We start from the raw sequence: 23,715 nt of genomic DNA on the forward strand, positions 1-23,715 counted from the left end.
GAAATAAGGGAGTTACCCCTTCTGCTCATCAAGCGTCCGGGAGGCGCTTGATCGACTCTTTCTCTCCCACTACCCATATGATGTCGCCAGCGGCAAAGCGGCGGTTAGGATTTATTCGGGTCAGGCTGTCCTGCCCTTCTTCCACGCCGACTACCATGCAATTGTACCGCTCACGAATGCCACTCTCACGTAGCGTCAGGCCTATTAACGGGCTGTCCTTGCCGAGCCGTACCTTCTGAAGCTTCATTTCCCGTTCCTCAATATTCGGATCTTCCGGCACGATATTGATTCTGGCAGCCCGGGCAAACGCCTGCAACTGCTCATCATTGCCGATGACCTGTAAGCGGTCGTCAGGGAAAAGGATACAGTCGCCCCCCGGAATATTAAGCCGTTGATGACCGCGCAGGATACTGCTGACATAAACGCCATAGTGCGTGCTCAGCTGCAACTCACCCAGTGACTTGCCTGCCCATGCGGAGTCTTCGGGGATATCGACGTCGGAAATATGTATGTCGCGGTCAATGAGTGTGTTTGCAAAGAGTGGCTGGCGGTGGCCCTCGACACGCGCCATGATGTCGCGGGAATTGAGATTGTTGATGAAACGGCGCTCCATGCCGATGGACTGCTTCTTCAATCGGCGCGAGAGCACCATGAGTACAATGAGCACTACGGCAAGGGTGATGACGACAGCGTTGGCAAAACGCGCCAGATAGTTACAGACATAAAAGAGGATGGCAGCGGCAATGGCGCCCCTGACAAGCACGGTGAAAATGAGCGGCAGACGGTTGAGGCGGCTCTCCGTCCACAGCTCCTTAAACTCCTCGCTGCGGTTGTTCTTCATCACCAAAGCACGCATAAACGGCGAAATGAAAATCAGCGTGGCCAGGCCCGTAGCCCCATTGGCCCACCAATGGGGCAGAATATGGCGGAAAAACTGGAGCACGAAGGTGAGCATGATAGCCGTTACGGCAATGCAGAGCACCGTATAGATAAGCGTATTGATGCCCATCTTGCGCAACAGACGGTGCCAGGTGGTCTGCTCGCGGGTTGTAGCTTGATGAACCGCACCCATGTGGTCGAGGCGGCGGGCCCAGCGACGCGGCAGCAACCGTATCAGACCGTTGTAGGCCGGCACCGCCGAACGGATCATATAAGGAGTGATGAATGTGGTGACAACACTCACTGTCACAATGACCGGATAGATGAAACTGCTGATGACATTGAGCGACAAGCCCAGGGAAGCGATGATAAACGCGAACTCACCAACCTGCGCCATGGAGAAACCGCAGCGCATGGACGTCTTGAGCGGCTGACCTGACAACATATAACTGAATGTGCCGAAGACAGCCTGCCCCACCATGATGGCAAGCACAAGCACGACGATAGGCAATGCATAGCTAACCAGCACTTTCGGATCAACCAGCATACCCACGGAAATGAAGAAGATAGCACCAAAGAGATTCTTCACCGGAGCTACCACCTTCTCTATCCGCTCCACCTCAATGGTCTCGGCAAGTATACTGCCCATGACAAACGCGCCGAAAGCCGAGGAGAAGCCCACCGCCGTGCTGATCCACGCCATGGCACAACAGAGGCCGAGGGCAACGATGACAAGTGTCTCGTCGGTCATCAGACGGCGCGTGACCCGAAGAAACGAAGGGATGACATAGAGCCCCACAAGAAACCAGAGAATGAGGAAAAAACCTATCTTCAGCAGCGAGCCAAGCATCTGAGCACCGTCGGGACTGTTGCCCGAGGCGATGGTCGACAGCATGACCATCATCACAATGGCGAGAATATCCTCAAGAATGAGCACGCTCATCACCAGTTTGGCAAACGACTGCTGCGAGAGTCCCAAGTCGTCGTAGGCCTTATAGATAATCGTCGTCGACGACATGGCGAGCATTCCGCCTAAGAAAATGCAGTCCATGTGTGACCAGCCGAATAAGTGCCCCACCAGTATTCCGATCATCGACATAAAGAAGATAGTGCTCACGGCGGCAATGACCGGTGCAAGCCCCATCTTCAGTATCTTCTTGAACGAGAAGTCGAGGCCGAGGGAAAACAGCAGGAACATCACGCCTATATCGGCCCATGTTTGGATGTCATCTTTGTCGACGACCAACATGGTCAGGGGCAAATGCGGCGAGACAATGAAGCCTGCGACGATATATCCAAGCACTAAAGGCTGCCGGAGCCGCTTGAAAATGAGCGTCACGATGCCGGCCACAATGAGGATGAGTGCCAAGTCTTTTACGAAAGCGGGGAGTTCTGCCATGAACTATTCTGTTATCTTACAATCATTTTACATTAAATGTCAGTTACGTTTTCCACACTTCTTCAGAACTTCCGGAAGTAAAGTCTTAGGCGGTGCGAGCGGAGAACCATCCGCGAGCCACTTAAGGTTTCTTTCTCATAGCGGACTTCTAAATCCTCGATTCCATAGTCCTTTAATAGCGAGGAGTCCTTAACAGGCTTGTTTCCTCCCACACCATTCCCTTCCTCATGACCATCATTGGTATAGGGTGAATAGATGATAAGACTGTCGCCAGTTTGATGGAAACGATAGAGGAAAGGTGCCGATCCACCTTGTAAAGCCATCAGTCTGACCTCGAAAGACCAAAAGAGTTTCGCATTGGACAAGTCGCGATGCCCACCCGTAAGGAGAGTATCGACCCGTTCCAAGTGCCAGAAACCATCAAGTTTGCCATTGTCAACCGTCTCCAAATCACAAGAAGAAAAGGCGGAAACCAACATTACCGTTAGGAATACATATAATATCTTTTTCATTACTTCCATTGTTATTCGTTGGTCCGAAGTCTCTCCCTCAACTGCCCACTGCGCCGCATGTAAGCCATCAACAGTAACACACTTGAAAGTGCTATAAACAGCGAGACAATGTAGGCCACGCCCGCAAAGGAGTCGTAAAAGCCGTGCAGCGTAGCGGGAACAATGAGAGCCAGGAACCACAAGGCATGACGATAGCGCGGGTAAAGCCCTGCCATGCCAAGGAAATAGCCTGCGATGCCACACCAAATGGCGTGAATGAACGGCAGAGAGGTAAGACGTGCGATGTTTAAAAGGAACGCTGTCGTATAGTCAGCATGGATATTGATGGTCGTCTGATACTGTACGCCCTCGAAAACTCCGAAAGCGATGCCAGCGATAAGACCGTAATAGACCATCGTCTGCGGCAACATCGGCTCCCGACTACGATGCTGAAGGATGATGAGCGGCACCATCTTGGTGAACTCCTCCGTCAGACCAACTCCAAGTATATAGCCGATGATACTCACCGGAAAGGAAGCCTCGGTAAAAAGATTAAAGAAGTTGAGGTTATGAAGGACACCGAAAATAAGGAAGACGCCAGCCTGTGTGAGGAAGAAAGTCCACACAGTGGTCTTGGTGTTCACCTGTCTCGTGGGAAAAAGCCAAGCGAAGAACAATCCCCAGATTGTGGCAAAATAAAGTGAGACAACATAGAAAACAAGCAGTCCGCCGATGGGCAGAAGCATGATGACCGACAGCGACAGCCCAACAATGGCAAGCACCAACAGGCGCTTGTCCTCAAAGAGTGAGTGGTGCTCCATGTCCTCATGCGGGAAGATAAAATCACGCCCCACATGAGACAGCTGCCTCATGAGTGAGCCGTTGTTCTTTACACTGGGACGGATTCCCTTGCGAAGCAGCATTTCCTTAACTGTGCCCGACTCGCCTGTAGCCGCATCACGGGCCCTGTCGTTGAGCAATAGGCGGCCATCCTCCACGAATGCGGCTACCGTTGCCTCATCATAGGGACCATAATCTCGTGAGTTTCTTGTAATGATCAGCATTGGGATACAAAGATATTGTACTGCAAAGTTACCGTATAAATGATGGAAACGCAATGGATTCGCATAAAAAAATAGTTAATGATACCCTGTGTCCGCCTTTATTTATACCCTTTATTCTGTAGCATGCTGCTATTGAGATCGAGCACTTTTGCAGGAATCGGGAACACCGTCGTGTAGCCTGAGGCCTCATTCTCAAGCTGTGGACGAATGTCGTAAGCTTTGTTAAAGAGCCCATACCGTATGAGGTCGTTACGCCTCCAGCCTTCCCACATCAGCTCCATGCGTCGCTCCCGAAGGATATTGACAAGGGTAGCGGGACGCGACGGCATCCCCACACGGTGGCGAATAGCGTCAAGGTCGGCCTGTCCGCTCTTCCCATCACGCACGAGAGCCTCAGCGCGCATAAGCAACACATCAGCGTAACGGAAGAGCACAATGTCGTTATCACAGTTCTTACCGTCGTTGAAGGCGTGCCGGTCAATCTCATATTTCTTCATCCGCGCCCCAGCGGTACGGATATAAGGTGAGTAAGTGAGGTTTGTGGAAGTGACTTCAAGTGGATAGTAAACCAGCACGCCACCGCCGTCAAGCGGAATGGTCTTGCCATCTACACGTACTGTATCATAATAGAAGTCCTGATCCCAACGGCTGTCCAGACTGTCGGTATGATAACCATACTCGTGTACGGTGGCCAGGGTGGCGCACGTGCCATTTTCCGAAGCCGTACCTACAGCGTCTCCGTGGGCGTAATGGCGCGAGCGGAAAAGGTTTTGGAACTGCCAGGCATATAGTGTTTTATCCATGGGTATGACGAAAATATTTTCCGTCGATGTTTCATTATGTACGCTGAAATTGGCTGTCCGGTCAGCCATAAGCCTGTATCCGTCTGCCGTCAGCTTGTCACAGTAGTGGATACACGCCTCCCACGCATTCATTTTCTTGCCTTCAACATCGATCACTGCATCGTTTCCAGAGGGGTGCACGTCGTCAGTCCAGTCGTCATCAGCATAAACCGCATAGTTAAGGGCAAGTTTAGCAAGCAGAAAATCAACAACAGGACGCGTCACTCTACCATAACAATCACTGGGAAGGTTACTCTTTGCGTCCGGCAGAAGTGGCTCCACGTCCTGCAGCTCTTTCATGATGAAGCGATAAGTGTCTGAACGCTTGCTCTGCGCCACGTTGGTCAGAGACTGTTTCACTGAGATGACCAGGGGAATATTGCCCCACATATCCATTGTGTACCAATAAAACATTGCCCTGAAAGCCCGCACTTCAGCCGAATAGGCTGTAAACTCTTGGTCACTAAGGAGCGAGCGGTGGTCCTTGAGGTCAACCAGTGCCTGATTGCAGCGCACGATGACATGGTAAAGATAGTTCCAGGTATCATTCAATGCCTGGTCGGAAGAAGTCCAGGTGTGCAGGTAGAGATCCTGCCAGAAGCCCCCATCGTACCAGTCGCCACCACGGATGGGGATAATGCACTCGTCGGTTGTGAGCGAATTATAATCATACACACCACGGTAAGTGCCTTGCAGCCCCTGGGAGTTCTGCGTGCCGCCAACATAGTTGTAGAGTAATCCCACGGTATTGTTGAAGAGCGACGAGGCCGAACTGAAAGCCTTTTCACGGTCTATCTGGTCGCGGGGATCCTCTGAAAGGCACGACGCAAGACCCAAAAGCGCCAGCATGGATATAGCTATAATATTAAATGTGTTTTTCATGACAGAAAGATGATGTTTAAAGACCTTAGAGAATAGAAGCAGATTAGAACTGTATGCTTACGCCCATCGACCAGGTACGGAAGACGGGATAAGACCGTTTGTCGTCAATGCCAAGGGTACTGGAAACAATATAATTATTGATCATTGGTGTGAGCCCGCTATAACCCGTGATGGTGGCAAGGTTATTGACCGACACGGAGAGGCGCATGGAGGAGACGTAGCGGCTCTTGACCGGCACGTTCCAACCCACAGTGAGATAGTCAAAGTTGAGGTAATCGCCGCTCTCCAACCAATAGTCAGACACATTCTGGTCCACTATGTTGCGCTGTGGCGCGCCTTTAAGCACGTTGTAATCAGGGAAACTCGACATATTGGTATATGACAAGGATGTGCCATTGAATATCTTATGTCCGAAGGCTCCGTTCATCTGCAGCGACACATCAAACGCTTTATATCGGAAACTGATATTGGAGCCGAGTGTCATTTTCGGCGTTGCCTGCCCTGCCACATACCGGTCACCGTTGTCGCTGAGGTCAATCTTCCTATCATGGTTAAGGTCTTCAAGATCATACATTTTGGAGCCATTGCCCCGGTCTACAATGCCTTTGCAATGAGGTAGATAGAACACACCCAGCGGCTGTCCTACGATCTGGTAAAGCACATTGGCGTTGCCGCCATGCTGTCCCGCACCATTGAGCGCTCCAATGGCTGTGATATCAGGGGCGGTAAGGTGGTAACCGTCGTAGTTACCCGAGAGGGAGAGCAGCTTGTTTCGCTGAAATGACATGTTGACATTGATGTTCAGCTCCATTTCTCTGCGCTGCAGGGGCGTCACACCCAACCCTATCTCGACGCCACTATTACACATGGATCCGATATTGGCGAGCAGTTTGCCGTAGGCGAAGGGCGGGACGGGCACGTCATATTCATAGAGCATATTGGTGGTCTTGCCGTAATAGTATTCGGCTGTGAGCATGATGCGGTTGTTAAGAAATCCCATGTCCGCACCAATATTCCACGTTGACTTCTTCTCCCATTTCAAGTCGGGATTGGCATTACGCAAGGAGCCAAGTGTCATTGTTGGCGAACCGTTGATAGGTACCACCCCTTTGGGCCCCACAGTGTTAAGTGTAGTATAGGACGTGATGGCTCCAAGATTGCCCGTGATACCGTAGCCCGACCTCACTTTCAGCATGGAGACAACAGGCTTGAATGGGCGCATGAAGGGTTCGTCGCTGGCATTCCAGTTGACCGACACCGACGGGAAAAGCCCCCAACGGTTGTCCTTGGCAACCATTGAGGAACCATCCGCGCGCAATGTGGCAGAAACTGCATAGCGTTTTAGGAGTGTGTAAGTAGCCGTCATCATACCGGAAGCAAGTGAAGGATCAGTGTAATCGGAGCCCGTGCCACCATAAGGCAGCAACGATCCAGCAGCAAGATTGTCATAACCGAAATCATTAGAAGTGAATCCTTTCACTGACGTCCAAAAGCCGGTACGCCGTTCTTTCTGATATTCGCCAAGGAGAGAAGCCGACAACATGTGTATGCCCCAACTGCGATTCCAGTCGAGCGTGGCGTTTGCAAGCCAGCTCTCGCCCTTGTGATCACCCCTCCAGGCCTGCCCTTGAGCCCATAACCAGGTAGGACAGAACTTTGCGTCTTCGGTAGAACTGTAGCCATAAGAGCCCCGCAAAGTCAGGCTCAGACCACCGCCAAACCGTGCCGTCATGTCAAGATGGGTGTCGAAAGTCATGTATTTGGTGTCGTTTTTCTGCAAGAGGATGGTGCGTGGAGGGTTGATTTCCGATGCCTGCCCGTTCTTTGTCCTGGCATCCCGCGCGATCGTGGGATTCTGCACAGCGGCCGAATAGAACAGCATCTGCTCGTCAAAGATGCCTTGAGTCTTCTGCGAAGAGCCGAAAACGCCAAAGTTAATGGCCAGAAAATCATTGAAAGCCTTCTGTGTAATGTCAAGTTTAGCCACAAGATTGTTCATGCCACGGTCGTCAATGACAGTGTTATTCTGCGAGAAGGCCAGCGAAGCACGGTAACTGGAAGCAGTGCCCCCACCACTGAAAGCAACATGATGGTTCTGCACAAAACCCGTCCGCAAGATGGAATTTCGGAAGTTAGTGTCGTAGCCGTCGTCGCGGTAAGCCAATCCGAGGCTCTTTGCCGTCGCTACATATTCAGCAGCAGAGAGCATCTCAATGTTCTTATAGACAGTCTCCATTCCCCATGAACCATCGTAGGAGATATGGAAAGCGGCTCCCGTGCCCTTCCTGGTTGTCACCTCGATGACTCCAGAAGCGCCTCGTGAACCATACTGCGCGGTCTCAGCCGCATTTCGCAAGATGGCAAAACTCTCAATATCGGAAGGATATATAGTGGAAAGCGTAGAGAGATCGGAATAGACTCCGTCAATAATGATGAGCGGATCGTTGCCACCCGTGAGTGAAGTCGTGCCGCGCACACGCACCGAAGAAAGCTGCGCCATCCGATCCTCACCATTGGAAATATTCACACCCGCTATCTGTCCGCTGATGGCGGAAAGCGGATTAGTGACGAGTCCCTTGTTCATGCGCTTCTGGCTGATGACATCCACGGATCCGTTCTCAATACCGATGCCTTTGATGTTAAGACTGTCGGGGCTGAAAGTATTGCCTTTCTGTGCATGCGCTGTGTATGCACAACATATAATAATGTATAAGGACAACCGTCGGGTTTTCATAGAAATGACGTTTATGGTTTATTTGGCAAAAATAAGCATTTTTATTCAGAGCTACAAGGATAAGATCCCATTTTTTTTGAGAAGCCTGATGAACCTGTAAGAAAAGAGAGCCGCACACCATTGGGCGTGCGGCTCTCTTCTGTTGAGTGGCCTGTTCTATTTTGAGAGGTACCTCTCTGCCTCGATAGCGGCCTTACAGCCACTTCCCGCTGCCACGATGGCCTGGCGGTAGGTCGAGTCGGCACAGTCGCCGGCAGCAAAGACGCCCTCCACGCTCGTGCGCGGCGTGTCGCCCTCTACCTTGATGTAGCCAACGCTGTCCATGTCGAGTTTCCCACGGAAGATATCAGTGTTAGGTTTATGCCCGATGGCCAGGAAAAAGCCGTCAATGGGCAAGTCATACTTCTTCTCGTCGGCCTCACCCTTGCGCCATACCAGGTGGGCGCCCTCCACGCCATTCTCTCCATAGAGTCCGAGGGTATTGGTCTCGTAGAGAATCTCAATCTTCGGATTGTCTTCCACGCGCTTCTTCATGATCTCAGTGGCACGGAGATAGGGCTTACGCACAATCATGTAGACTTTACTTGCCAGTCCGGCAAGATAAGTTGCCTCCTCGCAGGCCGTGTCGCCGCCGCCCACGACGGCCACCACTTTCTTGCGGTAGAAGAAGCCGTCGCATGTGGCGCAGGCTGACACTCCCTGTCCGTTATACTTCTGTTCATCGGGCAGTCCGAGGTATTTGGCTGAGGCACCGGTAGCAATAATGACCGTATCGGCCTCAATCTTGCCACCGCTATCGATAGTCACCACATAGGGCTTCTTCGACAGATCCACATCAGTAACGATGCCATCGCGCACGTCAGCGCCGAATCGCTCGGCCTGCTGGCGCAGATCCATCATCATCTGGTTGGCATCCACACCCTTGGGATAGCCGGGGAAGTTTTCCACAATAGTGGTCTGCGTGAGCTGTCCACCCACTTGCAGGCCAGTGTATTCTATGGGGCTGAGGTTGGCCCGCCCAGCATAGAGAGCAGCAGTATAGCCCGCAGGGCCACTGCCAATGATCAGGCATTTTGTCTTTTCCATAAGAGATAGATGTAATTGAATTACTTGAGCAATTCCTCAATATCAGCAGCGATGTGCTCTATTTTCTCCGTGGGCTCATAGCGTTTCACCACCTGTCCCTTCTTGTTGACGAGAAATTTAGTGAAATTCCACTTGATGTCAGCCTTTTCCTTGTAGTCGGGATCGGCTTCCGAGAGCATCTTATCAAGTATGGGATAGATGGGATGCGTCTCGTCCCAGCCGGCGAATCCTTTCTGCTCCTTGAGAAATTTGTAGAGCGGATCGGCCTCCTCGCCGTTGACCTTCAGCTTTTTGAACTGCGGAAACTCCGTGCCATAGGTAAGCTTACAAAAATCGTGGATGCTCTCATCAGTACCCGGAGCCTGCTGCCCGAACTGATTACAAGGGAAGTCAAGTATCTCGAAACCTTGGGCATGATACTTCTTATAGAGACTCTCCAGCTCCTCATATTGTGGAGTGAATCCACATTTGGTGGCCGTGTTGACGATGAGCAGCACCTCATTGGCATACTCCTGAAGGGATACATCCTTACCTTTGCGGTCTTTCACAGAGAATTCATAAACAGTTCTCATTTTCTTATTCTTGTACTTTGAATGATAATTGATGATAATAATCTTGGCTGCAAACTTACAAAAAAAATGCCACAACTTCATTATGACTTGATAATTTTTAGGGATTTTCCCAAGAGTAATAGGAAAATCATCTTTCAATCATGATTTATTTCGCCTATCTTTGCAGTAGAAAACATAAAAAAAGAATATTATGAAAAAGATGTTATCCTTGATGGCAGCTGCCTTGGTTATAGCGGCTCCCACATTGCTCACAAGCTGTGACGATGATCCCTTTTACGACAATTATTACGACAACTGGGGGTGGAACGATGACTACTACGACGGCAGCAGCAGCTGGTATGACGAGAATAACGGCAATACGCTCGATGATGAGGCCGATGTGCTGCAAGGCGAATGGGACGGCAAAATGGCATACACCAACAGCGACAACGGTGAGGTGAATTATTTCAATGCCAATATGACATTCGTTCGCAACAGCTCCGACGCGCTTAAGGGCACGGGGACAGAAGTTGACTACCATACCGACAACAACGGTAAAGTGACCGATCGGCAGACGCTAAAGTTCAACTGGTACATCAGCAATAATGGCAACATCCACGTAAAGTATCTCACGCAGAACCAGACGGCTTTTGTCATGGATGCCTCTGCCTCCAAGCGAGGCTTCTCGCTCCATGAGAGAACCGGCAGGTTCAGCGGCTTCATGATCGGCACCAATACCAAGGACATGATCCAGTTCGATCTCTACCGTGTGCAGAACAACGACGCCAAGAAGCTCGTCTCCACACGGGCAGCAAAGGCAGCGCTTACTTTCGGAAAGGCTACGCCCACAGCTGTTACGGCCGGCAAGGCAGCACTCACCGACCGCAGGTGAATACCCGTCAAACGTCTACGCTGTTATCGCATTGCCTTTACACCGTAATCGCATTGCCTTTACATCGTAAGATGATTTCTAAAACATATCTAATTGAGAAAGAAGAAGTTACCTTGTGATACAAACTAAACAGGTAACGATTTGGAAACGAGCGAAGTGCTTTCTGTCGCATGTTTCTACATCAACAAAGAACGCTTGTTATTCTGTTTGCAAAGATAATCATTTGCTTTGAATAACAAGCGTTTTTGATAAGATTTTCGCTCTTTTACTTCATCCTTGAGTTTTTGAGCGATTGGAAATAGATAGGAGCTGTTATATACTTCTTCCTCGCTTCTTCTTTTTCTTGATTTGGTTCCTAAGTTTATGTTGCCATGCCATCTCGGCATAATCATCACCATGTGTCTGTGGATTGATAAGTCCACCTGCTCCCAAAATTATTTCTTCGGCGGCATTCAAGGCGGCGCCTGCTACATTGCCTACGGCTTGTGCAATAGATGAACTTTCGTTTGCTTTTGTAGGTGGTATGTATGAACGACTGGGAGGAACAAGTTGATAGCCTGTGTCTGATTGAACTTTATTCTTTGTAGTCTTATCTGCTATTGTGTGAGCTTTTATTATCGTCTCCTTTGTTTCGGCTTTATTGGCTATCTCAAAGTTCTTCTGCAAAGAACGGTAGCCGAACTCCCTACCGATTTCGGAAGCCTTGAAGCTTTGTCCATTGAAGGAGAACTTCAAACCATATACTTTGCCCTGCTTGTTCTTCATGCGCTCTATGGCGATGTCGTTCTTATTTAGGTCGTAAAGAAACATTGAATGCCCTGTGATGCCTTTTCCTTTATACTTTTCAAGCAAGGTGTAGCAAATCTTTTGTACCTGCTGCTTCGTTTGCTCTCTCGTAGGATTGGATTTTGCTTTCTGATACATCCTTTCAGCCTTTACTTCCTTTGCAATGGTCAAGCCTTTAGAGCGACTTATTTCCTCCGCCACTCTTGCAGCCCTGTTGCTTACAAAAGTGGTGTCATAGACCTCCCCATACAGGCTGATGCGGTTGGCAATGATATGGATATGCCTGTTATCGGTGTCCTTGTGCGTTACTGCTACCCATTGGTGGTTGTCAAGTCCCATTTGTTTGGCAAACAGATGGGCTATCCGCATGAGTTCAGATACGGGTAGTTTCTTCTCATCCTGAGGTGCTATACCGATTTCAATGCGGAGGAACTTGTTTCTGCAACGACTGTTATAATCGCTGACCACTTTCATTTCCTCATAGATTGCTTTCGGTTCTCTGCTGCAAAGATTGTGAAAGGCAAGCCGACTACCAAGCTTGCCCTCCCGAAAAATATACTCCAGCGCATTGCTGCCGTGCGCTATTGCCTTACATTTTCCTATCATTTCTTGTTAGATTTAAGACCTTATATACCTCATCGTCCACACGAAAATGCGGGTCGTAAAATCGCTTAAATGCTTCTTTGGCACATAGCGAAAGGTTCTGTGTGATATGTACCCATCTCTCATCCTTGACTTTAATAAGGTTGGAAATCTGCCCATAGAACCTGCCCGTATGCTGGAGAATGGCAATGGCTTCTCCCTCATTGTCCGTCATCTTAGGAATGGCAACCACTTCTCCATTAAGGAGTATTTCACGGCAGTAGTCTGAGAACTTCCGTCTTGTGCTTTCCGCCTTTGACTTGATGCGCTGCTTTTCCTCTAAGGTGCATCTTACCTTGATGAACTCCGTCTTGTTCATCCTCGCTTCTTCTTTACCTCGTTGCTGCCATTTGGCAGTTCTGCTATCATATCTGTTCATATAAAAGTCCTCTTTTCTTTGTTTTCAATCTTGCTTAATTTCCGAACGCTGACCGATGAGAACGGAGTGATTACGGTCTAATCTCCCCGATAACCGAACGAGGGGAGCAAGCGCAGTTTGTGGGTACAAACTGACGTCTTGCAATGTCAGCTAACGAAACGTTTACGCATAAAGCGTTTTGTCGTCCAAAAATGAATGCTATGCATTCAGAAGATTAACTGTGTTCGTGGCATTCCCATCGTTCAATGTGTTCAGTAAAAATCTATTGTTGGTACTACCCTAAAACGGTCGAGGATTTTGAGTGAAAGGGACATCCTTTTACTCGATAGTCCTTGACCGTTTTTCTGTTGTTTACAGCTTCCTCCATTTTTCTATATCCTCACCGTATTCCTCCAAATGGATACGCACAAGGTTTTCGATGAAGCTCGAGACATTGGCTCCTTTATCTCCCAATCTACGGACAATGAAGTCCGCACGTTCCTGTGTTTCCCTGCTCAGATAGACCGCCTTTCTCTCACTTAGCTTTGTTGGAACAAGGAACGCCTGCCTGTATGCGTCAAGTGTCTCTTTTCTCATCTTGGCACTGATGCGTCGTTGAATAGTTGCATGCTCTGTATGCAGTACAGGCTCGGATGGCGTGGCATGCTCTATGGCATGTCCTGTTTCTTGTTGTTTTTGCTCTTGAATAGTTTTCATTCCCTTTTCCCGGAATTCAGAGACAGATTGTTCACTTGAATTTTCAGCTTGGCTCATACCAAAAGTTTTTCCTATGAAACGATCTATTTCTTCCATGTTTCTTCTTTCCTTTTTCATCACTCTATCTTATTTTAAGTTTGACTTTGTTTTATTTTGTTGCTTGTATTTGGAGTTTTCTCCAACTTTTTCTGTTGCTCACGGACACGGCTGGCGTGAAAATCGTTGAGGTCTTTGAAGTCTCTATAATACACTGCCATATCTTCTACCTTAAAACCTGCGTTTACAAATTCCTGTACTGCTCTCTGCCCTGCATAGTCATTGTCAAGAAAAGTACGAACGGAGGTTATATTTCTTTCATTCAGGTAGTGGATACTTCTTGCTACATTGCTCACAGAATTCATCACAAGGCATTGGTTGGTTACTTCCTCTTTCATTGAAAGGAAAGAAAGAAAATCCATAAAGCCCTCGAACAGACAGACAGGTTGTGCCTTGTCCTCAAATATAGGGGTGATGTCTTTCGGGGCAATCGTTCCCTTAAACAAATGATTGTCCCGTAGTTCATAACCACCCGAAGAATTGGCAAAGCCGATGGCTTCATATCTCTTTCCCCTTACCTCGTAGCTGATACATTTGAGAAAGGGTGTTGCCTTTTTCAAATTGATGCAACGTTCCTTTTTGAGATACTCCTGCAGGTGCGGCGGCAAGGTGTCTGATATGCTTATCAGTCTCCTTGTTTCGCTTGCTTGTCTTGTAGTTGTCTGGTTGAGACCAATACGGGGTTCAGTCTTTGAATAGCTGTGCGCTGTATTATCGGAAGCGTTCTGCCCCAAACGGCAGATGGCTTCCGAGAGCGTGTAGTCCTCCAAGCGCATACAAAGGTCTATGATGCTTCCACCCCTGCCTTCGGCATAGTCTATCCAAAGGTTCTTTTCCGTGTCCACCTTGAAACTCGGACGCGTTTCCTCCCTGAGCGGTGAACGGTACATTGCATAGGCAGGTGTCCTGCGGACAGGTCTGATACCCTTCCTTTCGAGATACTCCATGATGGAATATCGCTTGATAAGTGATAAATCTTCTTCTTTCATTGTTTTGATACTTTAATAGGTTGAATGATAATTATTTATGCTTGTCTGTTTTATGGTTTTACCGTTTCCAAAGTTTTTCCCCTCCAAACTTTTTCATCTTTCTTCTTACTACATACTATTCTGTGATAAGTGATTGATAATCAGTATTACTTTGTAGTATAAGACAATACTATACATTCTACTACATTTGGCTACTACAAGTTTGAAGGAGCGGACATGGCAAGATTTTCCTAATCTTGTAGACATAGATGGGGCTACCTCCGTTTCTTCGCTTGCTCACCTTTATGTATCCTGCTTTCTTCAAGGCTTCGCCCATACGCTTGGCAACAAGTGGTTGGTGAGTATAAATACCCAGATAGGTGAGTATCTCCGTAGTAGTCATTAACGAATAGTTTTCATCCTCCGTTGGCTTTTCAAAGCAACGCAGCAAAAGTTCCATCTCAGCGGTTTGTACCTGAAAGTCCTCACTCTCTCTGTATAGTTCGGCTATCTCATCATCGTCAAACCAATAGCGGAAACCTGACTTTAACAGGGCTTTGGCTTCAGCATAGACATTATCCATTGAAATACGCTTGGCTTTCTCTATGTCTATGGAAAGAACTTCAAAAGGAAGAAACCGTCTGCTGCCTGTCGGGTCTGTAAGAAAGTCGTTGCCGTTCACTGATGCCACAAAGCTTGCCAAGTGGGGATGCTCCTCAACATACTTGTCATACGGCATACGGTACTTGACCATCGGACAGGTGATGAGGTTTTTCAGCTCGTTCTCGTCCCGCTTATTAAGGGCTTTGAGCTGGTCGTCTATATTTACGATAAGGTTCTGACCGATATAAGTGAGTGTGTCTTTCTCCTGCGGATATATTTTTCCTGTGTAACTGTAACCGTGCAGTGCTGGGGGACAGAGCAGGTCAAGGAACGTTGTCTTGAACTTGCCCTGCTCACCTGTCAGCACAAGGCAGGTGTGGTTGCGGCACTCACGGTCGTCCATTGCATTGGCGACCACCGCCATGAGCCATTTGGTAAGATACGGCAACCACTTTTCATTGTTACGGACAACAACGCAACTTGCCAAATCGGAAATTGCTTTTGGTGAAAAGAAAGTAAGAACACTACTACCACTGTAACTACCACCATTGCTACAACCATCACCTATATCTATCAATGGCAACCCTTTTAAATACTCCTGCACAGGATTGATACGGGGAGAAAAGCTGCTTTCAATGATGGAATAAAGGTTCTCGGCAGAAGTCGCTATGTTTTTATCGCAATCAAGTTCCCTGCGAAGCGTATTGATTTCATAGCGACCGACTTTTACAAAATCGCTATTACCTTTACTACGATATTCAGTTCTGCCCAGCACGGTATTGTATCTGAACTCGTAGTGTGTGGAGAGGTAGTTTTCTATCTCTGCGTTCTTGGAGGAACTCCTCATTCGATGAGGATTTCTCCTGCTGCCTGTATTGCCTGCATCTGCGTTCTTTTTCATTATTCCCTTGAATTAGTTTCCAAGAGTGAAGTTAGGGTGAGAATGCGTAACTTCCAAGCATTCAGAGCCTTCTTGCATAATGTTGCGCTCGTCCGCTGCAAAATTCTTAGGAGAACAGGCTGTCAAGAAGGGTATTTATAGCCTCATTAAGCAAAAAATGGATGACAGGAAAGATAGGTTAGCAGAAATACGGATGTCGTTGTTTGCTTTCAGATGCAGTCTTTTGCTCCAACTATCTACAAACTATTGATTGGAGCATATTTTATATCGGATTACTGTGCCAACCTATTCCACTATGACGCCACAAGCTGCCACTTGAATGGAAAGTGATGGAATAAGAAATATCCAATATTAATTTTGCATAAGACAAGCTGCGCTCAGCAAAGGATAAGTGAACTCTCCTCTGCACTCGCTTGGATTGTCTTTGCAATGAAAGAAAAAAGACGGGGCAGGAAAACGCAAATGTGAACCGATGAAACGGATTGCTCTTTTCCCGATAGTTCCCGATACTTCCCTGCTGTTCCCCACGGCTTTGAGAGGCACACGCACGTCATTACCTTTGCCGATGGAAACAGGAAAGACCTGAAACAACAAACAATAAAACAAGATAAGATTATGAACTATTACGTCATTACAGAAACCAATTGGGCAAAGCTGCGAGATGAAATCTTGAGCCTTGCAGAATGCTGCCACAAAGCATTCGGAGAAAAGAGCAAACACACCGACTGGCTGCACAACGGAGATGTGTGCAGGTTACTCAACATCAGCAAACGCACCTTGCAGCATTATCGTGATACGGGCGTGCTGCCGTTTACGCAAATCGGACACAAGTGCTATTACAAGCGCGAGGATGTGGAAGCATTGCTTCTTACGAAATTGAACAAACCTAAAAACAGACAGATATGATGGAAACAGCAAGAGACTTGAACATGGAGACGGACGAGATGCAGCTGGTTGTCTCAGCGTTGAGAGGTGTAGGAAAACGGATTGTGGAAGTGGCACAGACACACAAGCCACTCTTTGCAGGCGAACTTTTCCTCACAGGAAAGGAAGTGTGCGAGCGGCTGTATATCAGTCCCCGTACCTTGCAGGACTACCGAGACAGGAAGATTATACCCTACACGAAGTTTGCAGGGAAGATACTCTACAAGGCTTCGGACTTGGAAAGGATGTTGGAGGAGAATTACTATTTTAAGTCCATTTGAATTTAGTATTATAATTCGATTAAAATACCTATTAATAAGTATTGCCAGTATAGAATTCTTCCCATACCTTTGTATCCAAAATTGAATTAATGATGAAAATATCACACAGCCGCATAAAGGCAACAAATCGAGTAGGAGGAAAACGAAGTAGTTTTCTTCCTACTTTCGTTTTCCGACCTCTCACACCACCGTACATGCGGTCCCGCATACGGCGGTTCCTATTTTGGGGTGCCATTCGAGATACGTCCCCATTAAAGTAGCATACCCTGCTGCACGTAGATTGTTGTTACTTATTGCAGTTGCTAAAATAGGACTATTAGCTATATGCCAATAACCCTTACGAGTATTACCCCATTCGTATGCTTGGTATTTATTAATACCACATCTAATGAGGTTTGCCACTTTTGTCTTGACTTTCTTCCAAGCTTTCCATATACACATGCGTATTCTACGTCTTAACCATTCGTCTGTTTCAAGCAAGAGACGCTTCATATTGGCAAGGTGATAATAGCCAACCCACCCTCTTATGTATTCTTTCAGCTTTTGCTTTCTCTTGGCATATCCCCATCCATTGCTGCGACTTGTCAGTTCTTTCAACCTTGACTTCATCTTGGCTTTGGATTTTGGGTGCACAGTGAGTTGGCATTTGCCTTTCATCACATAAAAGGAGTAGCCCAGATATTTCACTCCACGTACATACGACACTACGGTCTTTTCCTTGTTGACTCTGAGATATAGAACATTTTCTATAAATCGGGTTATAGACTCCTTCACTCGCATTGCAGCCCTTTTGGACTTACAGAATATCATCGAGTCATCGGCATAGCGTACAAAGGGAAGCCCTCTGCGTTCAAGTTCTTTGTCCAATTCGTTGAGTATGATGTTACTCAACAACGGACTTAGCGGTCCTCCTTGGGGAGTTCCCTCTTCGCTCGCTTCAAACAAGCCTTTGTTCATTACACCACTTCGGAGATATTTGTGTATAAGACTGACCACTCTGCCGTCTTTTATCGTACGGCTGAGAATTTCTATGAGTTTGCTATGGCTCACGGTATCGAAGAAGCGTTCAAGGTCAAGGTCTACTACATATATGTAGCCTTCATTAATTATACTTTGCGCTCCTCGTATTGCGTCATGGCATCCTCTTCTCGGACGGAAGCCGTAGCTCGTCTTGGAAAATTGGTTCTCATAGATGGGGGTCAATACTTGGTTTATGGCTTGTTGCACCAAACGGTCTACTACTGTAGGTATTCCCAACAGGCGCATCTTGCCATTGTCTTTGGGTATTTCTACCCTTTTCACTGGGTTTGGACGGTAAGAGCCGTCCATCAAGGAACGGATGAGCAAGTCCTTATTGGTCAATAGCCATGGGAGCAACTGCTCACACGACATCTTGTCGATACCACCACAGCCTTTGTTTCTCATAACTGCCTTGTAGGCTCGGTTGAGATTTGAAGGGCTAAGGATTTGCTCGAAAAGGTGTTCCTTGTCGAATGGTACTTCCACGATGTTGTCTTCACACATCCACATGTAGGTCTGCACTCCCCCATACCATTCGGTTTCCGACCTATCTCTTTGGGGGCAGCCATTAACTTGGGATAATGTTTTCTGCATTCTTTCCTTCATGAGGTATGTTTCAATTACTATCGCTTGATTGTTAGGTTCAGCCCTTCATGCAACGTTATCGAGTATTGCACTACTATGGCGTCTGCTGACTTCTCACGGCAAGCTTTACTCCACTTCTTTCGTAAAAAAAACTATTTGAAGTGTCCGTGAGACCTCCTCGGATAAGGGCATTGTCTTTCCATCTTATACCCACTTCATTTACACCAACCGTTCCGAATAGCTATAGGGCTTTGATTTGTTTAGCAACCTTACCCACGGTCATATGCCTTGTATGAAGTTTCTGTTCGTTAGGTCAGATGTTTGCCGCCGGCTTCTTTCAGATTCCACCTCACGATGGACGCCCTTGCCTTTGGCTATGTAATTCCCGCTATTAAGGCTTACTCGGGACTTGCACCCGTTAGACAATACTCATGCCGAGCATACTAAAAGGAGCGTACTGTTTTTTAACAGTACGCTTTTTTTATGAACAAAACTGAACGATGTCCGTTAATAAAATAGTAATGAAAATATTAAAAGAAGATATAAGAAACAGAATTGTCACAGCTGCCCGCAATGAATTTATTAAAAATGGTTTTAGAAAAACTTCGATGCGAACAATTTCTGCAAAATCAGGAGTTGTCTTAGGTAATATATACAATTATTTTAAGACAAAAGATGATATTTTTTATGCTGTCCTTAGGCCTTTACTTGCTGTCTTGGATGGAAGGCTGTCCTCCTATCGCATAGAATCCAACAAAATAGACAAACTTCGTTTCTCTATACAAAGTCAAAAAGATTTGCTAAGAGAAACGCTTAAAATAATTTTCTTGTATAAAGAAGAATTAAAGTTATTGCTCTTTGAATCAAAAGGTACTTCTGTAGAATTTTTCCGTGAAAATTTTATCGAAGAACAAGTTGCAATAAGTAAAGAATATATTGATCAAATGCAAAAAGTCTATCCACAAATACAAACAAAAGTTTCGTCACTATTCTTTCGGATTTCCTCTTCTACATGGGTAACAATCGTCGGAGAGATTGTCTCAAATCCAGAAATCCGTAAAGAAGAGGCAAAACAGGTTTTGTCTGAATATATACGCTATAATACAGCAGGATGGCGAGAACTCATTAATCCATAAAATTATGAACAGATTATTCATCGTAACGATACTGTGTTTGTGTACAACAGTTTTGTCTGCCCAAAATATATTACGTGGGAAAATCATAGATAAAGAAACAGGACTTCCCATATTTGGGGCATGCATATCAATCAAAAATACAAAACAGAAAACAGTTTCTGACAAGACAGGCAATTATCAAATTGACATACCCTCAAATGGAACATGTATTGTTGAGGTTTCATTTGTTGGATATAAACGAGTAAGGCAAGTCATTGTATTAAACGGCAATATCACAAAAGACTTTTTCTTAGAATCATCAGCGAACGTCCTTAACGAAGTTGTAGTGAGGGGATCTTCCCAGCAGGCGGAAATAAACCGCATTCGGCAAAGTCCTATGGCTGTAACCGTAGTGGACGGATCCAAGCTGCGGGGACGTTCAAGCGGTATAGAAGAAATTCTTACACGCACGTCTGGCATCAAAGTAAGAAAGACAGGCGGATTGGGAAGTGCGTCGCGCATATCTGTACATGGTTTAGAAGGTAAGCGTGTCGCCGTATATATTAATGGGTTTCCACTCAACAGTCCTGACGGTTCTTTCGACATCAACGATATTCCAATAGATGTGATCAAATATATAGAGGTGTACAAGGGTATTGTGCCTGCAGAATATGGAGGCGACGGATTAGGAGGAGCCATCAATATTGTGACACGTGAGGATGAATGCGACCTAGTAGGATTCACGCAGGAATTGGCATCATTCGGAACATCCAAGACACTTACAAGTGCTCAAAAGCTTTTTGCAAAGTCAGGCATATTATTTAATGTTGCTTTCTTTAAGAATAAATCCAAGAACAACTACACGATGTCATGGCCAGTATTCGAAACAAACCTGCCAGTCTCAGAATACAGAAAGGTAAGACGAAATAATGACTATTATGACGCAGACTTCTATCATGTCGGCATTGGTTTTAGAAAGTTATACTTCGATAAACTGGATTTGGAATGCGCCTTCTACAGAAATAAAAAAGGTATACAGTCTCTTAACTTTGATTCGCAGCATGCCTATATGAAAGGCTTTAATATAATGCCCACTTTGCATATAGAAAAAGACGACTTCGTCTTTAAAGGTTTGGAAATGAAATCATCCCTTGTTATTCCTATTATACAAACGAGCCTGATAGACACGACAACAACAAGAAGACAATGGGATGGAACCATCACTCAGGCAATGGGGGAAACAGAAGATAATCTTCTTAATGAATCCCATAACCGGCAATTTGAATTACGAAACAAATTTAATTTAAAATATACATTTGGACAACATACATTCAACATAAATGATCAACTTGCTCTTTCGGACTACCGTCCTAAAGATGAACGCATGAATGACTATCTCGGGTTCGATCCTAGCTCGTTTCCCAGCAAAATGATTTCAAACAATATCGGACTCTGTCATTTGTATGCCTCTTCCAATCATCGTTTTCAGAATTCCTTGACGATAAGCATTTACTATCTGAAGTCAAAAATCTTTAGAACAAGCGATGCCTTGTCGAAAGCCCAAATGAAAGATGCATCAGCTCCCAAACAGACAAGTGTGAACAAAACGTACTACGGATTTAGTGAGGGAGTGAGCTATGAGTTTTGGGAAGGCGTGAGGGGAAAGTTCTCGTTTTCACACAATGTGAGACTCCCTGACACAGGAGAACTTTTCGGTAACGGAATGAGCATCAAGCCATCAGTGAACTTACTGCCTGAAATTGGAGATAACCTGAACGTTGGAACCATCATAGATACAAGAAATGTGATGGGACTTACCCGCGTGCAGTGGGAAACAAACTTCTATTACATGTATATCCAAAATATGATAAGGCTTTTCCCCGCTGATATCCGTTCCATCTACACAAACTTGGGAAAGACGAGCACGATGGGATTTGATACCGATTTGAAAGTAGACGTGACACCAAACATCTATACATATTTCAATCTTACACTACAGGACATTCGAGACCGACAGAAATGGTTAAACGATGCAAAAGGAACGGATAATCCCACATATAATAAACATGTACCCAACATACCGTCTTTCTATTTCAACTATGGTTTGGAGTATCATGCAGAAAATTTACTGGGGCGAAATGAACTGTCTAGAATTTATATGGATGTGTCCCATGTCGGAGAATTCGATTGGGGATGGCAAATGAGCACACTGTCCGACCAGCGTAAAAAATGGATTATCCCCTCCAACGATGTGTTTACCATAGGCCTTCAACAATCCTTTTGGCACAACAACATTTCATTGAGTTTCGAAGTTGAGAACATCTTTGACAAGGAGAACTATATGGAATTCAAGATGCCACTGCAAGGACGCACTTTTAAAACAAAATTGCGTTTTAATCTGTTCCGCGACAAAACATCGGGCGGAGCAATGAGTTTGTAATATATTACCAATTTAAAAACAAATAAAATGAAACATTATTTTTTAATCGCAGCCCTTGTGTTGCCATCTCTTGTAGGTCTCACCTCATGCGGAAAGGACTCTCCGGACTTTCCTCCCTCTACAAAATCTGAAGTAGGATTTGTACACAGCGTAAACATCGGAGAAAACACATATATTAGCCTGTTCAAGGATTTGAGTGTTGGTTCACTCAATACAGACAACGCATTAGTGCTTCCGAAGGGGGCATTCACATTCGTGTATAAAAATAAGATATATGTGACAGATACAGAACACCTCTACAAGTACATCCCTAAGGGTGGAATCCTTGTTCAAGAAGGAAACACCATGCTATTTCCAAGTGGCGCAAAGGCCACATATATTACATTCTTATCCGAGAAGAAAGCCTACGTTTCTTGTCTTGGATTAGGAAAGGTGTGGATTATAGATCCGTCCTCCATGACAAAAACAGGAGAAATAGATTTATCTGGCTATTCCTTGGGGAAGTTGGCTGGCGACAATAATCCTGAACCATGTGCTTCCATCATCAGAGACGGCATCTTATACGTGACGCTCTGCCAGTTAAAATCTGCCTACTCATGCGAGAAGGGAGCACATATAGCCTTAATAGATACCAAGACCGATAAGCCCATCAAAATGATTAGTGACCCTCGTGCTACAATGGCCTCCTCTATGACCCCCGCTGGGGATCCATTCGTGGACGAAAAGGGTGACATCTATTTCTATTGCGTAGCTATGTTTGGATACCAGCCTGGGGTCAAGGAAGGATTCTTGCGCATTAAGAAAGGGGAGCAAGACTTTGACAACTCATACTGCTTCACCCTTGCAGACGTAAACTTAGAAGGAGTAAAGGGGAACAGAACATCGTATGCTTATAATAAAGTGTATGGTGGAAACGGAAAGGTTTATGGATACCTTAACATTCCCGGAGCGGCAAGCAATCCACCTGACTACGTTCATGACAAATCATTTCAAGCCTTTGAAATTAATCTATACAATAAGACTTGCAAGAAGATGAATTTTTCTGGAACTGTAGGCTGGGCCACATCCATCTGCAAGTCTGGCAATAATATCATCTTCGGCATGTCAACAGACCAAGGCATGGGCTACTCTGTCTATCACATGGATGATGGAAGCTATGAAAAATTGAAGGTAAAGGTTTCTGGAGCACCCTACATGTTGCATGAGCTTAAATAGTTGCCATAAAATATATTGGATACAAACTCAACATCTGAAAGGATGCGAACTTCTTGATTAGAAACTTTAATCTCCCTCAAAACAAGAAAAAGAGCTGTGTCGTTACTCATTATAGGGTTTGATACAGCTTTTTTAGTTTATGTGTTATAAACTATAAATTCTCATGGTTGTGCTTTTAGTTTTTATACACTGTCAATTCAGTTTTAATAAAAATCTTTCTTTTGTAGTAGCGTCGTAAATAATT

At 46.0% G+C, this 23,715-nt stretch carries 17 protein-coding genes and 2 pseudogenes; 6 read left to right on the forward strand and 13 right to left on the reverse strand.

Annotated features, from left to right (window positions below; translation table 11 throughout):
• Window positions 1-28 precede the first annotated feature (28 nt).
• The 7 genes from PREMU_RS08590 to PREMU_RS08620 all read right to left on the reverse strand — a co-directional run bounded on the left by PREMU_RS08590 (window position 29) and on the right by PREMU_RS08620 (window position 9,949).
• Window positions 29-2,278: a monovalent cation:proton antiporter family protein gene (locus PREMU_RS08590; protein WP_007574561.1), complete on the reverse strand. Its 2,250-nt coding sequence runs from the start codon at window positions 2,276-2,278 to the stop codon at window positions 29-31.
• Window positions 2,279-2,340: 62 nt separating this feature from the next.
• A complete protein-coding gene (locus PREMU_RS08595) occupies window positions 2,341-2,790 on the reverse strand; it encodes a lipocalin-like domain-containing protein (protein ID WP_007574562.1) in 450 nt (149 codons plus the stop codon).
• An 11-nt stretch (window positions 2,791-2,801) separates the two neighbouring features.
• Window positions 2,802-3,833, reverse strand: a complete 1,032-nt coding sequence (locus PREMU_RS08600; RefSeq protein WP_007574563.1) for a PrsW family intramembrane metalloprotease — start codon at window positions 3,831-3,833, stop codon at window positions 2,802-2,804.
• A gap of 98 nt (window positions 3,834-3,931) precedes the next feature.
• Complete coding sequence (locus PREMU_RS08605) at window positions 3,932-5,557, reverse strand: RagB/SusD family nutrient uptake outer membrane protein (protein ID WP_007574564.1); 1,626 nt, start codon at window positions 5,555-5,557, stop codon at window positions 3,932-3,934.
• A 43-nt stretch (window positions 5,558-5,600) separates the two neighbouring features.
• Window positions 5,601-8,291, reverse strand: a complete 2,691-nt coding sequence (locus PREMU_RS08610; RefSeq protein ID WP_007574565.1) for a SusC/RagA family TonB-linked outer membrane protein — start codon at window positions 8,289-8,291, stop codon at window positions 5,601-5,603.
• A gap of 156 nt (window positions 8,292-8,447) precedes the next feature.
• On the reverse strand, window positions 8,448-9,377 hold the full coding sequence (trxB, locus tag PREMU_RS08615) for a thioredoxin-disulfide reductase (protein ID WP_007574567.1): 930 nt from the start codon (window positions 9,375-9,377) through the stop codon (window positions 8,448-8,450).
• A 20-nt stretch (window positions 9,378-9,397) separates the two neighbouring features.
• Window positions 9,398-9,949 (reverse strand): glutathione peroxidase, encoded by a 552-nt coding sequence (locus PREMU_RS08620; protein ID WP_040558822.1) that lies wholly within the window; start codon window positions 9,947-9,949, stop codon window positions 9,398-9,400.
• Window positions 9,950-10,139: 190 nt separating this feature from the next.
• On the opposite strand from PREMU_RS08620, the gene PREMU_RS08625 reads away from it, so the two are divergent.
• Window positions 10,140-10,820, forward strand: coding sequence for a lipocalin family protein (locus PREMU_RS08625; protein ID WP_007574570.1), 681 nt, complete (start codon window positions 10,140-10,142; stop codon window positions 10,818-10,820).
• 312 nt (window positions 10,821-11,132) lie between these two features.
• Here the strand turns inward: PREMU_RS08625 and PREMU_RS08630 are convergent, their stop codons facing one another.
• From PREMU_RS08630 to PREMU_RS08650, 5 genes and pseudogenes are all read right to left on the reverse strand, one after another.
• A complete protein-coding gene (locus tag PREMU_RS08630) occupies window positions 11,133-12,212 on the reverse strand; it encodes a relaxase/mobilization nuclease domain-containing protein (protein WP_007574571.1) in 1,080 nt (359 codons plus the stop codon).
• Window positions 12,196-12,627 (reverse strand): plasmid mobilization protein, encoded by a 432-nt coding sequence (locus PREMU_RS08635; RefSeq protein ID WP_007574572.1) that lies wholly within the window; start codon window positions 12,625-12,627, stop codon window positions 12,196-12,198. Before PREMU_RS08635 ends, PREMU_RS08630 begins: the two co-directional genes overlap by 17 nt.
• 351 nt (window positions 12,628-12,978) lie before the next feature.
• Window positions 12,979-13,440 (reverse strand): DUF3408 domain-containing protein, encoded by a 462-nt coding sequence (locus tag PREMU_RS08640; protein ID WP_005845328.1) that lies wholly within the window; start codon window positions 13,438-13,440, stop codon window positions 12,979-12,981.
• Between the two features lie 4 nt (window positions 13,441-13,444).
• Window positions 13,445-14,408: pseudogene (locus tag PREMU_RS08645) on the reverse strand (toprim domain-containing protein).
• A 181-nt stretch (window positions 14,409-14,589) separates the two neighbouring features.
• Window positions 14,590-16,026 (reverse strand): annotated as a pseudogene (locus tag PREMU_RS08650) (virulence-associated E family protein).
• A 480-nt stretch (window positions 16,027-16,506) separates the two neighbouring features.
• Between PREMU_RS08650 and PREMU_RS08655 the strand changes: the two are divergent.
• Together PREMU_RS08655 and PREMU_RS08660 are read left to right on the forward strand one after the other, a co-directional pair.
• Window positions 16,507-16,797, forward strand: a complete 291-nt coding sequence (locus tag PREMU_RS08655) for a helix-turn-helix domain-containing protein (protein WP_007574579.1) — start codon at window positions 16,507-16,509, stop codon at window positions 16,795-16,797.
• Window positions 16,794-17,096: a helix-turn-helix domain-containing protein gene (locus PREMU_RS08660; protein WP_040558195.1), complete on the forward strand. Its 303-nt coding sequence runs from the start codon at window positions 16,794-16,796 to the stop codon at window positions 17,094-17,096. The genes PREMU_RS08655 and PREMU_RS08660 overlap by 4 nt, the downstream gene beginning before the upstream one ends.
• A 180-nt stretch (window positions 17,097-17,276) precedes the next feature.
• Here the strand turns inward: PREMU_RS08660 and ltrA are convergent, their stop codons facing one another.
• Window positions 17,277-18,722 carry a group II intron reverse transcriptase/maturase gene (ltrA, locus tag PREMU_RS08665; RefSeq protein ID WP_007572400.1) on the reverse strand — a complete coding sequence of 482 codons (1,446 nt, stop codon included), beginning with the start codon at window positions 18,720-18,722 and terminating at the stop codon, window positions 17,277-17,279.
• Between the two features lie 479 nt (window positions 18,723-19,201).
• On the opposite strand from ltrA, the gene PREMU_RS08670 reads away from it, so the two are divergent.
• Genes PREMU_RS08670 through PREMU_RS08680 form a run of 3 tightly spaced genes read left to right on the forward strand, consistent with a single transcriptional unit; the run spans window position 19,202 to window position 23,471 of the window.
• Entirely contained in the window at window positions 19,202-19,837 is a 636-nt protein-coding gene (locus PREMU_RS08670; RefSeq protein ID WP_023984414.1) for a TetR/AcrR family transcriptional regulator, read from the forward strand.
• Between the two features lie 4 nt (window positions 19,838-19,841).
• Window positions 19,842-22,256, forward strand: a complete 2,415-nt coding sequence (locus tag PREMU_RS08675) for a TonB-dependent receptor (protein WP_007574585.1) — start codon at window positions 19,842-19,844, stop codon at window positions 22,254-22,256.
• A gap of 27 nt (window positions 22,257-22,283) precedes the next feature.
• Entirely contained in the window at window positions 22,284-23,471 is a 1,188-nt protein-coding gene (locus tag PREMU_RS08680) for a YncE family protein (RefSeq protein ID WP_007574586.1), read from the forward strand.
• Window positions 23,472-23,715: the final 244 nt, after the last annotated feature.

It is taken from the genome of Hallella multisaccharivorax DSM 17128, from assembly GCF_000218235.1.
GTDB classification, from domain to species: Bacteria; Bacteroidota; Bacteroidia; order Bacteroidales; family Bacteroidaceae; genus Prevotella; species Prevotella multisaccharivorax.

Excerpts from the sequence above, each read along its gene's own strand:
- PREMU_RS08590 (WP_007574561.1), bottom strand. The coding sequence starts at position 2,278 with ATGGCAGAACTCCCCGCTTTCGTAAAAGACTTGGCACTCATCCTCATT.
- PREMU_RS08595 (WP_007574562.1), bottom strand. The coding sequence starts at position 2,790 with ATGAAAAAGATATTATATGTATTCCTAACGGTAATGTTGGTTTCCGCC.
- PREMU_RS08600 (WP_007574563.1), bottom strand. The coding sequence starts at position 3,833 with ATGCTGATCATTACAAGAAACTCACGAGATTATGGTCCCTATGATGAG.
- PREMU_RS08605 (WP_007574564.1), bottom strand. The coding sequence starts at position 5,557 with ATGAAAAACACATTTAATATTATAGCTATATCCATGCTGGCGCTTTTG.
- PREMU_RS08610 (WP_007574565.1), bottom strand. The coding sequence starts at position 8,291 with ATGAAAACCCGACGGTTGTCCTTATACATTATTATATGTTGTGCATAC.
- trxB (WP_007574567.1), bottom strand. The coding sequence starts at position 9,377 with ATGGAAAAGACAAAATGCCTGATCATTGGCAGTGGCCCTGCGGGCTAT.
- PREMU_RS08620 (WP_040558822.1), bottom strand. The coding sequence starts at position 9,949 with ATGAGAACTGTTTATGAATTCTCTGTGAAAGACCGCAAAGGTAAGGAT.
- PREMU_RS08625 (WP_007574570.1), top strand. The coding sequence starts at position 10,140 with ATGAAAAAGATGTTATCCTTGATGGCAGCTGCCTTGGTTATAGCGGCT.
- PREMU_RS08630 (WP_007574571.1), bottom strand. The coding sequence starts at position 12,212 with ATGATAGGAAAATGTAAGGCAATAGCGCACGGCAGCAATGCGCTGGAG.
- PREMU_RS08635 (WP_007574572.1), bottom strand. The coding sequence starts at position 12,627 with ATGAACAGATATGATAGCAGAACTGCCAAATGGCAGCAACGAGGTAAA.
- PREMU_RS08640 (WP_005845328.1), bottom strand. The coding sequence starts at position 13,440 with ATGAAAAAGGAAAGAAGAAACATGGAAGAAATAGATCGTTTCATAGGA.
- PREMU_RS08655 (WP_007574579.1), top strand. The coding sequence starts at position 16,507 with ATGAACTATTACGTCATTACAGAAACCAATTGGGCAAAGCTGCGAGAT.
- PREMU_RS08660 (WP_040558195.1), top strand. The coding sequence starts at position 16,794 with ATGATGGAAACAGCAAGAGACTTGAACATGGAGACGGACGAGATGCAG.
- ltrA (WP_007572400.1), bottom strand. The coding sequence starts at position 18,722 with ATGAAGGAAAGAATGCAGAAAACATTATCCCAAGTTAATGGCTGCCCC.
- PREMU_RS08670 (WP_023984414.1), top strand. The coding sequence starts at position 19,202 with ATGTCCGTTAATAAAATAGTAATGAAAATATTAAAAGAAGATATAAGA.
- PREMU_RS08675 (WP_007574585.1), top strand. The coding sequence starts at position 19,842 with ATGAACAGATTATTCATCGTAACGATACTGTGTTTGTGTACAACAGTT.
- PREMU_RS08680 (WP_007574586.1), top strand. The coding sequence starts at position 22,284 with ATGAAACATTATTTTTTAATCGCAGCCCTTGTGTTGCCATCTCTTGTA.